Genomic DNA, 12,431 nt, shown 5'->3' on the forward strand with positions numbered 1-12,431 from the left:
TCGGCGACCGGTCCAGCCCGATCGTTAACCGCGATCTAAGGAAGACTTGCGACGGCCCACAACCCGGTCAGTCGTCGGTGGGACGCTGGCGCGGCCACCGACGGCCGGCGGCCTTCGTGTCCCGGGCGTCGCGGGCCATCCGCCCGACCAGACCGAATCGGCTGACCTGCCGCGGCGTCGCCTCCGGATCGGCGAGCAACATCACCACGCTGGCCCCGCCCAGCCGGGCGCGGTCGATGCTCACCGACCCGTTGGCCTGCAACGCCACCCGCTTGGCGATGTCCAGGCCGAGCCCTGTCGAGCCCTGGTCGCTGGCGCCCCGGCGCAGCGCCCGGTCCGGGTTGGCGATGCCGGGACCGGCGTCGTCGATCCGGATCGCCACGTAACCGTCGCGCCGGGACACCGCCACCTCGAACGCGGTGCCCTGCGGGGTGTAGCGGAAGACGTTGCCGATCACCGCGTCCAGCGCGGCGGCCAGCTCGGCCCGGGGCACCGGCGCGGGGATGCGCAGTTGCGCGCCGTTGACCCGGTGCGGCCGGTTCTGGTCGCCGGCGAGGGCCGCCCAGAACACCATCCGATCCCGGACCACCTCGCTGACGTCGCACATCGCCGGCCCGGCCTCGTGCGCCACCGACTTGCGGGTCGTCTTGATCAACACGTCGATCTCACCCTCCAGGGTGACGATCGCCTGTCGGATTCGCCGGATGCCGCGAAGCCGGTCCAGCTCCGCCGGGCTGAACGAACCCACGCTCGTGTCGTCGGACTCCAACGCCTCCGCGTCCAACCGCAACACGGTCAACGGGGTACGCAGACGATGCGACAGGTCGGCCACCAACTCCCGCTCGTCGGTGCGGGCCGCGTCCAGCCGGTCGGCCATCCGGTTGAAGGCGTACCCGGCCTCGGCCAGCTCACGGGGACCGGTCGGCTCGATCCGTACGCCCACGTCGCCGTCGCCGATGGACAGCGCGGCCTTGACCAGACCTCGGGTCGAGTCCACCGCGCGGGCGGCGACCCGGTCGACCACCAGCACCGCCGCGCCGGCCATCGCCGCCCCGACCGCGAACAGCAGCAGCCAGGTGCCGCCGGCACCCTCGCCCAGCGTCGAGTCCGGCAGGAACACCTCGACCACGGCCGTGCGGTCACCGAGGACGACCGGGTCGAGCCGGACCACGCCCCCGTCCACGTCGACGACCAGCGACCGCCGGTCGGCACGGGCCCGGTCCAGGTCGGCGCCGCTGGCCTGACCAGCGGACTCGTCCAGCCCCAGGCCGTGTACGACCGGCCGGGTCGGAGCGCCCTCGGCGCTCGCCACCACGGCCCGCTCGACCACCGCCGGGTCGGTGCTCACCGCCAGCGCGCCGGTCACCAGCGCGCTGCGCCGGGCCGCGTCGGCGATCGCCTTGTCCCGGCTCTGCTCCCGCAGGCTGAGCCCGAGGGGAATCAGGAACGCGAGCGCGACGAGGCTGCACATGCCGGCCGTGAGCAGGGCCAGCGCCGTCCTCAGTCCGGTGCCACCAGCCGGAACCCGACCCCCCGCACGGTGCGCAGGTAGCGCGGCTTCGCCGCGGACTCGCCCATCTTTCTGCGGAGCCAGTACAGGTGAACGTCGATGGTCTGATCCTCGCCGACCGATGGCTGCCGCCATACCTCCTCCAAGAGTTCCCGGCGGGACACTACCCGCCCGGGTCGTGCGGCGAGATACGCCAGCAGGTCGAATTCCTTACGGGTCAGCGCCAGCGGCTCCCCGTCGAGTTGGGCGCTGCGCTCGCCCACGTCCACCCGGAGCCCGCCGACGCTGTGCACCGCCGGCTGCACCGTCCGACTGGCCCGTCCGGCCCGGCGCAGCACGGTGGTGATCCGCGCGTCCAGGTGCGCCCCGGTGAACGGCTTGACCATGTAGTCGTCCGCGCCGGCACGCAGCAGCTTGACCACCGACTGCTCGTCGTCCCGCGCGGTCGCGATGATGATCGGGACGTCGGTGATGCCGCGCAGCATCCGCAGCGCGTCCGAGCCGTCCAGGTCCGGCAGGCCCAGGTCGAGCACCACCAGGTCGGGTGTCTCCGCAGCGACCCGGCGCAACGCGTCCAACGCCGTACCCACGGCGTGCACGGCATGCCCCCGGTCGGTGAGGGACCGCAGCATCGCACCGCGTACGACGTGATCGTCTTCGACCAGGAGCACGGAGGCCACGACAAGACCGTACTTGGCCTGGCAAGTTGATCGCGTTGCGACGTGCCTGGCGAGGGGGCAAGCTGGTACGACGATGTCGTTCACCCTGTTCGCCGATGCCCGCCTGGCGCTCGCCCGGGACAGCCTCGCCGGTCTCTCCACCGGCGACGCGCTCGGCGCACAGTTCTTCCTGCCGAGGGCTGGGCCCCCGGATCTCGCCGGGGGCGCACTGCCGCCGGCCCCCTGGGAGTGGACCGACGACACCGAGATGGCCTGCTCGGTCCTCGCCGAACTGGCCCACTCCGGCGGCATCAACCCCGACCGGCTGGCCCTGGCCTTCGCCGGGCGGTGTTCTCCGCGCCGGGGCTACGGCGTTGGCGCGATGACGATCCTGCGGCTGATCCGCACCGGCACCCCGTGGCCGCTGGCCGCCGCCTCCGCCTTCGACGGCCAGGGCTCCTGCGGCAACGGCGCGGCGATGCGGGTCGGCCCGCTTGGCGCGTACTTCGCCGACTCGACCGCGCGTGCCGCGGCGCAGGCCCGCGCCTCGGCCGAGGTGACGCACGCGCATCCGGAGGGAATCGCCGGTGCGGTCGCGGTGGCCGTCGCCGCCGCGCTGGCCGCCCGGGCCCGGCTCGACGGCCATCGGCCGGCCCCGGAACGACTGCTCGCCGGGATCGCCGCCGCGCTGGACCCGGGCACCGAGGTGCACCGGAGTGTGAGCCGGGCAGCGGGGCTGCTCGGCCGGCCACTGGATCGGGTGGTGGCCGAACTCGGCAACGGCTCCCGGGTGACCGCCCAGGACACCGTCGGTTTCACCCTCTGGGTTGCCGCCACCCACCTCGACGACTACCCGGCGACGATCCAGAGGTGCGTCCAGGCCGGCGGTGACCTGGACACCACCGCCGCCATCGCCGGAGCGATCGTGGCGGCGTACACGGGTGTCGGCACCCCCGGCGGCGTACCCGAGTCGTGGCTGTCCGCCCGCGAACCGCTACCCACCTGGGCAGCCTGACCACCCGGGCGGCCCTGTGCCCGTGCTAGCCGTGCTGCGCTGGACGCCCTGCCCCAAGGTCAACTCGGCTTCCCGCAAGTCGGGGCCTCCGCGCGGCTCGGATGCCACGGTTTCCGGAAAGCCGAGTGGATCAGCGCCACATCGGGCTGTCCGTGCGGCCTGGATGCCACGGTTTCCGGGAACCCGAGTGGATCACCTCGATGCTGCGGGAACGGCGGGCTGAGGATCGGCGGGCTGGCGGTCGGCCGGCGTCGCGGTGTCGTTCACGCGGCTGGTGATCGTGGTGGGGGTCGCCGGCTCGTTCGCGCGGCTGGTCTTCTTGGCGGGCGTCGCGGTGTCGTCCGCGCGGCCGGTGATCTCGGCGAGGGTGGCGGCCTCGTCCTCGTCCGGGCCGCCGGTGACCTCGGCGAGCGCGGCGGCCTCGGCCGGGTCGCGTCGGCGCCACCGGCTGACCAGCCAGCCGATCGCCGCACCGCCGCCCAGCCCGGCCAGCAGGCCGGCGGCCAGCATCCCGTCGGCGTTGCCGGACTCCTCGTCGGCGCCGCCCGCATCGGCGGCCGGGGCGTCGACACCGCCGTCCGCGGCTGGCGCGCCGGCGGCCGGGCCGCCGTGCCCGCCGTGGGCGGCCGGACCCGCCGCACCGGGTGCCGCCGGCAGCAGGTTGAGCGCCGGGGCCCGGTGCGGACCTGCGGCGTCGGCCCACCGGACCACCGTGCCATCGGCGTACGTCTGGACGACCTCGAAGGTGAGCCGCTCCGCCTGGGGCAGCGGGCCCATGGACAGCGCCAGCCGGGCCGGCCCGGGGTCGCTCTCGCCGACCCGGACCCAGGTCACCGCCGTGGTCACCGTGCTCACCCCGGAGGAGTGGATACCGGCCACCGGCTTGTCCAGCGTGCGCGAGCTGATCTTGGGTGCCCAACCGTTCACCGACATCGGGTAGACCTCGGCGATCGGCGCGTCGGCGGGCAACCGCACCTCGATCTGGTTGGTCCTCGTGCCGGCCCGCTCCTCCGGCACGGTGAACTCCAGACGTACGGCGTCGCCCTGCCGTGCCTCGGTCGGGGTGGTCGTCACGTCCACGGCCTGCGCCGTACCGGGCCAGAGCAGCAACCCGGCCGCGGCGAGCGCGGTCACCGCCCCGATCCGCCGCCGACGTCCACCGCCGTGCGTGCTCGTCATCTTGTGCCCCCATCCCTGTCGACGCGACCGGCACCGGTTTCCGACCACACCCTCTAGTTCGGCTCCGGGGCACGAAAGGTTCAACGCCAACCGACAGGAAGGTGCCGTTCCCGACCGTGGGTGGGTGGACCGATAGCATCGGCAGGAGCCGAGGATCGGCACCGTTTCGTACCGCTTGGAGGAGTCACCGTGTCCGCACCCCGTACCCCCGCCGTGGCCGACCCCGTCGTCGTCGCCGCCGGGACCACGGCGGCCGACGCGGTGGCCGCGGCCGGACTGCCCGCGAACGGCCCCAAGGCGATCGTCGTGGTCCGCGACCCGCAGGGTCAGCTGCGCGACCTGGACTGGGCGCCAACCGAGGAGACCGTCGTCGAGCCGGTCAGCCTGGACTCGCCGGACGGGCTCACCGTGCTGCGCCACTCCACCGCGCACGTGCTCGCCCAGGCCGTGCAGGACATCTTCCCCGAGGCCAAGCTGGGCATCGGGCCGCCCATCGAGAACGGCTTCTACTACGACTTCGACGTCGACAAGCCGTTCCAGCCCGATGACCTCAGCAAGCTCGAGAAGCGCATGCAGGAGATCATCAAGTCCGGGCAGCGGTTCCGTCGCCGCCGCTTCGGCAGCCTGGACGAGGCGCGCGCCGAGCTGGCCGACGAGCCGTTCAAGCTGGAGTTGATCGAGGTCAAGGGCGAGGGCCTGGACACCGACGAGGTGATGGAGGTGGGCGGCGGCGAGCTGACCATCTACGACAACCTCGACGCCAAGGAGGACAAGGTCTGCTGGTCGGACCTGTGCCGGGGGCCCCACCTGCCGACCACCCGCCTGATCGGCGCGTTCAAGTTGATGCGCTCGGCCGCCGCGTACTGGCGCGGGTCGGAGAAGAACCCCCAACTACAGCGGGTGTACGGCACCGCGTGGCCGACCCGAGACGAGCTCAAGGCGTACCTGAAGCTGTTGGAGGAGGCCGCCCGGCGCGACCACCGCAAGCTCGGCGCGGACCTGGACCTGTTCAGCTTTCCCGACGAGATCGGCTCGGGCCTTGCGGTCTTCCACCCCAAGGGCGGCATCATCCGCCGCGAGATGGAGCACTACTCGCGGCGGCGGCACGAGGAGGCGGGGTACGAGTTCGTCAACAGCCCGCACATCACCAAGGCGCAGCTGTTCCACACCTCCGGTCACCTGCCGTACTACGCGGACACCATGTTCCCGCCCATGCAGTTGGAGGGCGCGGACTACTACCTCAAGGCGATGAACTGCCCGATGCACAACCTGATCTTCAGGGCGCGCGGGCGGTCGTACCGGGAGCTGCCGCTGCGGATGTTCGAGTTCGGCACCGTCTACCGGTACGAGAAGTCCGGTGTGATGCACGGCCTGACCCGGGTGCGTGGCCTGACCCAGGACGACTCGCACATCTACTGCACCCGCGAGCAGATGGCCGACGAGCTGTCCACGCTGCTCAGCTTCGTGCTCGACCTGCTGCGCGACTACGGCCTGGACGACTTCTACCTGGAGTTGTCGACCCGGGACGACTCGCCCAAGTTCATCGGCGCCGCGGAGGACTGGGCGGAGGCCACCGAGGCGCTGCGCACCGCCGCCGAGACCTCCGGCCTGGACCTGGTGCCCGACCCGGGCGGCGCGGCGTTCTACGGGCCGAAGATCTCCGTGCAGGCGCGGGACGCGATCGGCCGGACGTGGCAGTTGTCCACCCTTCAGGTCGACTTCAACCAGCCGGAGCGGTTCGGCCTGGAGTACCAGGCGGCCGACGGCAGCCGGCAACGGCCCGTGATGATCCACCGGGCGCTGTTCGGGTCGATCGAGCGGTTCTTCGGGGTGCTCACCGAGCACTACGCGGGCGCGTTCCCGGCCTGGCTGGCGCCGGTGCAGGTGGTGGGCATCCCGATCCGTGAGGACCACACCGACTATCTGCACGGCTTCGTCGCGGCACTGCGCGCCGAGGGCATCCGGGCCCAGGTGGACGCGGGTGACGACCGGATGCAGAAGAAGATCCGTACGGCCCAACAGCAGAAGATCCCGTTCATGGTGATCGCCGGTGACGACGACGTGGCCGCCGGCACGGTGTCCTTCCGCTACCGCGACGGCTCCCAGCGCAACGGGGTGCCGATCGCCGAGGCGGTGACCCACGTCCTGGACGTGGTCAGCTCCCGCAGCAACGTCGGCCCCTCGGCCGCCGCGGAGTAACACCCGCGCCGGCTCGTCGCGGTCGTGCGTGGCCCTGCCGCTTGATCGTGCTCGATCCAGGAAGTAGTGGCCTCCCTCGTGTGGGAGGCCACTACTTCCATGTTCGAGCGCGATCTTTGCCCGGCGGCGGCGCCCGGCGGCGGCGCCGGCGGGTCAGATGCCGCAGCTCGGTGCCGACCAGCCCCCGACCGCCGCGACGTGGGTGTGGTCGTTGTGGTCCGGGTAGCCGGGGCCGAGGATCTGTCCGAAGCCGTGGTAGCGGGCCTGCTGCGCCAGTCGGCAGAACGACGGTGACCCGACCAGGTCCACCGCGTCTCCGTACAGGTGCCGGCTGTTCGACGCCCCGCCGACCGCGCTGTTGCAGGCGTAACTGCGGAAGCTGCTGCTGATCGAGATGGGCACGTCACCGAGGGCGTGCCGCAGGGCCTGGAGTTTCCACATCGAGACGAGCGCGTTGGCCCGCGCGGTGCTCGCCGCGACCGCGCCACCGGACCAGTCGCTGTTGCACTTGTTCAACTCGGCGTAGCTGAAGTTGGCCGGCGTGCAGTCGTCGTCCTGCAGGGCGTAGAGCCGGTTGAACGTCTGCGCGCCGGCGATGCCGTCCGCGGACAGGCCGTACGCCTGCTGGAAGCGGATCACCGCCGAACGGGTGGCCGGGCCGAACGCGCCGTCGATGGTGAGCACGGCACCGTAGCCGGGGTAGCCGGCCACCCGGATCTGGAGTTGCCGGACGTCTTCGCCGGACGCTCCCTGGGACAGGGCTCGACCCCAGGTGTAGCAACCGTCCGCCTGAGCCGCACCGGCGGTGAGGGTGACGCCGGCCACTGTGGTGGCGGCCGTCAGCGCAAGTGCCGCGAGGAGCCGGCCGAGCCGTTGGATCATGAAGCCCTCCATCGATGCATGCATGCTTGTAGATGGATGGATCTTTCAGGCTTTGGCGATCATCCGTCAAGAATGTGCGGCAACGAGTTTTCCCGACGGCGGGTGTCGCGGCCCGACCGGGCGGCTCCGTAGGATCGGCTCGTGACAGGGGCGGAACGGCACACGGACATCGGCGGCATGGCGGACGGCCTCGATCGGCTCTGGACGCCACACCGGATGACCTACATATCCGGCGAGGACCGCCCGGCCGAGGGCTACGAGAAGCCCACCGGCTGCCCCTTCTGCCGGGCACCCAACCTGCCGCCGGAGGAGAGCCTGGTGGTGGCCCGCGGTGAGCACGTCTTCGTGGTGCTCAACCTCTATCCGTACAATCCCGGGCACCTGCTGGTCTGCCCCTACCGGCACGTCGCCGACTACACCGACCTCGACGTCCCGGAGACGACCGAGCTGGCGTCGTACACCCAGACCGCGATGCGGGTGATCCGCAAGGTGAGCAACGCGCACGGCTTCAACCTGGGCATGAACCAGGGCGGCGTGGCCGGCGCCGGCATCGCCGCGCACCTGCACCAACACGTGGTGCCCCGGTGGGGCGGCGACGCCAACTTCATGCCGGTGATCGGCCGCACGAAGGTCCTGCCGCAACTGCTCGGCGACACCCGCGACCTGCTCGCCCGCGCCTGGGCGTCCTGACCGCCGGCCGTGCGGCGTCCGACCGCGCGGGCGTCCGCGCCGGGCCTGCTAGTCGGCGCGCAGCAGCGTGGTCAGCTCCGGCCAGGTCTCCACCCGGTGTACGCGGGGCAGCAGCGCGGCGTGTGCGGCGACCTCCGCCGGCCGGGGCCGGAACAGGAAGCGGTGCGGCACCGAGTCGAGATAGCCGAGCACCTCCAGCTTGTCGTCCACGAAGTGGGTCAGCCCGAGTCGCCGGGCGATCGGTGCCTTGTCCGGTCGGGTGCGGCAGAAGTGCACCCGCTGCACTCCGATGCCGGTGCGCGCCGGAAAGTCGTGGTGGGCCAGCCACTCCCGGGTGCGCCGCTCGGTGGACGCGCCGCACGTGGACACCAGGTGCACCTCGTCGAACGCCGGACCGAGCGCGGCGAGCGCGTCGAACGCCCCGGCGACGGCGGGGGTACGCAGGTAGTGCGCGCCGAAGAACGACGTGTCCGCGTCGTCGTCGGCCGGCTCGATGAGCACGCCGCCGATATCCACACCCAGCCGTCGCATGGCGCCGATCATGCCGCACCCCGACCGTCGCCGGGCACCCGCGTGTCCGCCGCCGGATCTGCTACGCCCCGGCCCTCCCGAGGTGGCACGATCGGCCGATGGCAGTCACGACACGGACGTTGGGGCGCAGCGGCATCGAGGTCAGCGCCCTCGGCATGGGGTGCTGGGCGATCGGCGGCCCCTGGGCAGAGGGCGCCCAACCGCTGGGCTGGGGCGCGGTCGACGACGACGAGTCGGTGCGGGCGGTACGCCGGGCGCTCGATCTGGGCATCACCCTCTTCGACACCGCCGACACGTACGGTGCCGGGCACGGTGAGCGGGTGCTCGGCCGAGCGCTCGCCGGCCGCCGCGACGACGCCGTGATCGCCACCAAGTGGGGTTACACCTTCGACGAGGCCAGCCGGCAGGCCACCGGCGAGGACGCGTCGCCCGCGTACCTGCGCAGGGCCGTGACGGCTTCCCTGCGTCGGCTCGGCACCGACCGGATCGACCTCCACCAGCTGCACCTGGCCGACCTGTCGGTGCCGCGGGCGCAGGCACTGATCGGGACCTGCGAGGACCTGGTCGCCGAGGGCCTGATCCGGGCGTACGGATGGAGCACCGACCGCCCCGACCGGGCCACCGCGTTCGGTCACGCCGCGGCCGGCGCCACCGCGGTGCAGCACACCCTGTCGGTGCTGCGGGACGCCCCGGAGCTGCTCGCCGTCTGCGACAAGTACGACCTGGCCAGCGTCAACCGAGGCCCGCTGGGGATGGGGCTGCTCACCGGCAAGTACTCGGCCGGGTCGGTGCTGCCCCACGACGACGTACGCGGGTTGGCCCCCGGCTGGTTGGAATGGTTCCGTGGTGGCCGGCCGGCGCCAGAGTGGCTGCGCCGGGTCGGCGCGGTTCGCGCCGCGCTCACCGCCGACGGGCGTACCCTCGCCCAGGGGGCGCTGGGCTGGATCTGGGCCCGCAGCGGTCGCACCATCCCGATCCCCGGCTGCCGTACGGTGGCCCAGGTCGAGGAGAACGCCGCCGCGCTGCACCGGGGCCCGTTGCCGGCGGACCAGTTCGTCGAGGTGGAACGCCAACTGGCGGCCCTGCGCACCGCAGCCCTCCGCGACGCCGACCGCCCCCACCGGCCCTCTTCCACGCACCCCACCATCCACCCCTGACCAAACCCCCCACCCCGCCCATGCCCGACCGCCCCATGCCCGTCCATGCCCGCACTGCGCCGCTAGTCAGTGTCGATCATGGAGTTGTGGTTCCCCTTGAATCAGGCATAACTAGCATCTTCTGCCCACCGCAACTCCATGATCGACGCGCGAGTCGGGCCGGGCCGGGCCGGGCCCGAGCCGGGTCGGGTCGGGTCGGGGGCTCAGGGTCGGGGTCGTCGATCAGGTGCGCTGGGGAGTTGGGTTGGCCGGGGTAGTTGTTCGCCCTTTGCTCTGCTTCGACGAGTGCGACAACCATGACGCTGTTCTCGTCGCGTCGAGTGAAGCAGAGCAAAGGGCCCGGGACGGCCGGGGTTACGGGGTTTGTTCCTTGCGGATCTGGTCGGCCAGGTGCGCGGGCATGGTGTCGTGGCGCACGAAGTGGCGGCGGAAGGTGCCGGTGCCGGCAGTCATGGAGCGCAGCTCGACGGCGTAACGCAGCAGCTCGGTGGCCGGCACCTCGGCACGGACGAGGGTGCGGCCCTCGGTGTCCGGGTCCGGTTCGGTGCCGAGCACCCGGCCACGGCGGCCGGACAGATCGCCCAGCACGGCGCCCACCGAGCCGTCCGATACCCGGATGGTGACCTCGTCGATCGGCTCCAGCAGCGCCGGCTGACCACGGTCGGCGGCGTCGCGTAGGGCCAGCGCGCCGGCGGTCTGGAAGGCCGCGTCGGAGGAGTCGACGCTGTGCGCCTTGCCGTCGACCAGGGTCACCCGCAGGTCCACCACCGGGTGGCCGGCGACCAGGCCGCGCTCGAGTTGGGCGCGGACGCCCTTCTCCACCGACGGGATGTAGTTGTGCGGCACCGCGCCGCCGACGACCCGGTCGACGAACTCGAAGCCGCTGCCCTGGGGCAGGGGCTCGACCTCGATGTCGCAGACCGCGTACTGGCCGTGCCCGCCGGACTGCTTCACGTGCCGGCCGTGCCCCTTCGCGGGCACCGTCAGCGTCTCGCGCAGCGACACCTTGACCGGCTCGGTGTCCAGCTCGACGCCGCCGACGCGCAGTCGGTCGAGCACCACGTCGGCGTGCGCCTCGCCCATGCACCAGAGCACCAGCTGGTGGGTCTCCGGGTTGCGCTCCAGCCGCAGGGTGGGGTCACCGGCGACCAGCCGGGCCAGGTTGCGGGCCAGGGCGTCCTCGTCGGCGCGGCTGCGGGCGACGACCGCCACCGGCAGCAGCGGCTCCGGCATCTCCCAGGGGGCGATCAGCAGCGGCTCGTCCTTGGCCGAGACGGTGTCGCCGGTCTCGGCGGTGCCCGACTTGGTGATCGCGCAGATGTCGCCGGCCACGCAGAACGGCACCTCCCGCAGGGTGGCGCCCAGCGGCGTGTAGATGTGCCCGACCCGCTCGTCGGCGTCGTGGTCGGGGTGGCCGCGTTCGGCCATCCCGTGCCCGCAGATGTGCACGGTCTGTTCGGGGCGCAGCGTGCCGGAGAAGACCCGGACCAGGGAGACCCGCCCGACGTGCCGGTCGACGGTGGTCTTGACGACCTCGGCGACGAGCGGCCCGTCCGGGTCGCAGGTCAGCGGCGGGCGGGGCGAGCCGTCCACGCCGGTGACCGCCGGCAGCTCGTGCTCCAGCGGCGACGGGAACGCGGCCGTCAGCACCTCCAGCAGCACGTCCAGCCCGACCCCGGTCTCGGCACAGACCGGCACCACCGGGTAGAAGTGCCCCCGGGCGACGGCCTTCTCCAGGTCGTCGATGAGCACCTCGTCGCTGATCTCCTCACCGTCGAGGTAGCGGTCCATGAGGGTCTCGTCCTCGCTCTCGGCGATGATCCCCTCGATCAGCTCGTCGCGGGACTCGTCGATGGCCCGCTGGTGCTCCGGGTCGGGATCGCGGACGTCGGCGGGCAGCCCGGCGGAGTAGTCGAAGACCCGGCGGGTGATCAGGCCGAGCAGACCCTCGGTGGACACCCCGTCGTCGCCGAACATCGGCAGGTAGAGGGGCATCACGTTGTCGCCGAAGAGGCGTTGGCAGAGCGCTACCGTCTCGTCGACGTCGGCGCGGGGCTGATCCAGGCGGGACACCGCGACCGCGCGGGGCAGGTCGACCGCCGCGCACTCCTCCCACAGGGCGACGGTGGCCGCGTCCATGCCGCCCGCCGCGGAGACGACGAAGAGCGCGGCGTCGGCGGCCCGCAGCCCGGCGCGCAGCTCACCGACGAAGTCGGCGTACCCGGGGGTGTCCAGCAGGTTGACCTTGATGCCGTTGTGCAGCAGCGGTGCGCAGGACAGGCTCACCGAGCGCTGTTGGCGGACCGCCGCGGGGTCGTGGTCGCCGACCGTGGTGCCGTCGACCACGGCGCCGGCCCGGCCGATCGTGCCGGTGGCCGCGAGCAGGGCCTCGACAAGTGTCGTCTTGCCCGCTCCGGAGTGCCCGACGAGCACCACGTTGCGAACCCGTTCGGGTTCGGTCACCACCGGCGTGCCGCCGGTGGAACCCTTCTCCTGACTTTTCTGCGCCATGGGGCGCACCTCCCTCAGCCGGTGGTGGGTGGCGACTGCCGCGCGAGGTGGAAGCGGCCCGGGGCGAGTGCGCGGCAGTATCCTCCGGTGGTCTGCTG

10 protein-coding genes are annotated in these 12,431 nt (G+C 72.4%); 4 read left to right on the forward strand and 6 right to left on the reverse strand.

Features of this window, described 5'->3' with window-relative positions:
* Nucleotides 1-67 precede the first annotated feature (67 nt).
* Both AB0B57_RS14600 and AB0B57_RS14605 read right to left on the reverse strand, forming a co-directional pair.
* Nucleotides 68-1,471 (reverse strand): HAMP domain-containing sensor histidine kinase, encoded by a 1,404-nt coding sequence (locus AB0B57_RS14600; protein ID WP_357069124.1) that lies wholly within the window; start codon nucleotides 1,469-1,471, stop codon nucleotides 68-70.
* Nucleotides 1,472-1,500: 29 nt separating this feature from the next.
* Nucleotides 1,501-2,190: a response regulator transcription factor gene (locus AB0B57_RS14605; RefSeq protein ID WP_030489108.1), complete on the reverse strand. Its 690-nt coding sequence runs from the start codon at nucleotides 2,188-2,190 to the stop codon at nucleotides 1,501-1,503.
* Between the two features lie 73 nt (nucleotides 2,191-2,263).
* Between AB0B57_RS14605 and AB0B57_RS14610 the strand changes: the two genes are divergently transcribed.
* Nucleotides 2,264-3,184, forward strand: coding sequence for an ADP-ribosylglycohydrolase family protein (locus tag AB0B57_RS14610; RefSeq protein ID WP_357069126.1), 921 nt, complete (start codon nucleotides 2,264-2,266; stop codon nucleotides 3,182-3,184).
* Nucleotides 3,185-3,376: 192 nt separating this feature from the next.
* On the opposite strand, the gene AB0B57_RS14615 is transcribed toward AB0B57_RS14610, so the two are convergent.
* Nucleotides 3,377-4,363 carry a DUF1775 domain-containing protein gene (locus AB0B57_RS14615; RefSeq protein ID WP_357069128.1) on the reverse strand — a complete coding sequence of 329 codons (987 nt, stop codon included), beginning with the start codon at nucleotides 4,361-4,363 and terminating at the stop codon, nucleotides 3,377-3,379.
* A gap of 189 nt (nucleotides 4,364-4,552) precedes the next feature.
* On the opposite strand from AB0B57_RS14615, the gene thrS reads away from it, so the two are divergent.
* On the forward strand, nucleotides 4,553-6,562 hold the full coding sequence (thrS, locus tag AB0B57_RS14620) for a threonine--tRNA ligase (RefSeq protein ID WP_357069130.1): 2,010 nt from the start codon (nucleotides 4,553-4,555) through the stop codon (nucleotides 6,560-6,562).
* A 153-nt stretch (nucleotides 6,563-6,715) separates the two neighbouring features.
* Here thrS and AB0B57_RS14625 read toward each other — a convergent pair whose 3' ends face one another.
* Nucleotides 6,716-7,444, reverse strand: a complete 729-nt coding sequence (locus tag AB0B57_RS14625; RefSeq protein WP_357069131.1) for a D-Ala-D-Ala carboxypeptidase family metallohydrolase — start codon at nucleotides 7,442-7,444, stop codon at nucleotides 6,716-6,718.
* A 177-nt stretch (nucleotides 7,445-7,621) separates the two neighbouring features.
* On the opposite strand from AB0B57_RS14625, the gene AB0B57_RS14630 reads away from it, so the two are divergent.
* On the forward strand, nucleotides 7,622-8,134 hold the full coding sequence (locus tag AB0B57_RS14630; RefSeq protein WP_357069442.1) for an HIT domain-containing protein: 513 nt from the start codon (nucleotides 7,622-7,624) through the stop codon (nucleotides 8,132-8,134).
* A 48-nt stretch (nucleotides 8,135-8,182) separates the two neighbouring features.
* Here AB0B57_RS14630 and AB0B57_RS14635 read toward each other — a convergent pair whose 3' ends face one another.
* Complete coding sequence (locus AB0B57_RS14635; protein ID WP_357069133.1) at nucleotides 8,183-8,665, reverse strand: hypothetical protein; 483 nt, start codon at nucleotides 8,663-8,665, stop codon at nucleotides 8,183-8,185.
* A gap of 98 nt (nucleotides 8,666-8,763) precedes the next feature.
* Between AB0B57_RS14635 and AB0B57_RS14640 the strand changes: the two genes are divergently transcribed.
* On the forward strand, nucleotides 8,764-9,822 hold the full coding sequence (locus tag AB0B57_RS14640; protein ID WP_357069135.1) for an aldo/keto reductase: 1,059 nt from the start codon (nucleotides 8,764-8,766) through the stop codon (nucleotides 9,820-9,822).
* Between the two features lie 354 nt (nucleotides 9,823-10,176).
* On the opposite strand, the gene AB0B57_RS14645 is transcribed toward AB0B57_RS14640, so the two are convergent.
* The gene (locus tag AB0B57_RS14645) at nucleotides 10,177-12,333 is read right to left on the reverse strand and encodes an elongation factor G-like protein EF-G2 (protein ID WP_357069137.1); all 2,157 of its coding nucleotides are present in this window, start codon (nucleotides 12,331-12,333) and stop codon (nucleotides 10,177-10,179) included.
* Nucleotides 12,334-12,431 lie beyond the last annotated feature (98 nt).

The organism is Micromonospora sp. NPDC049101, assembly GCF_040648675.1.
In the GTDB taxonomy this organism is placed as follows: Bacteria; Actinomycetota; Actinomycetes; order Mycobacteriales; family Micromonosporaceae; genus Micromonospora.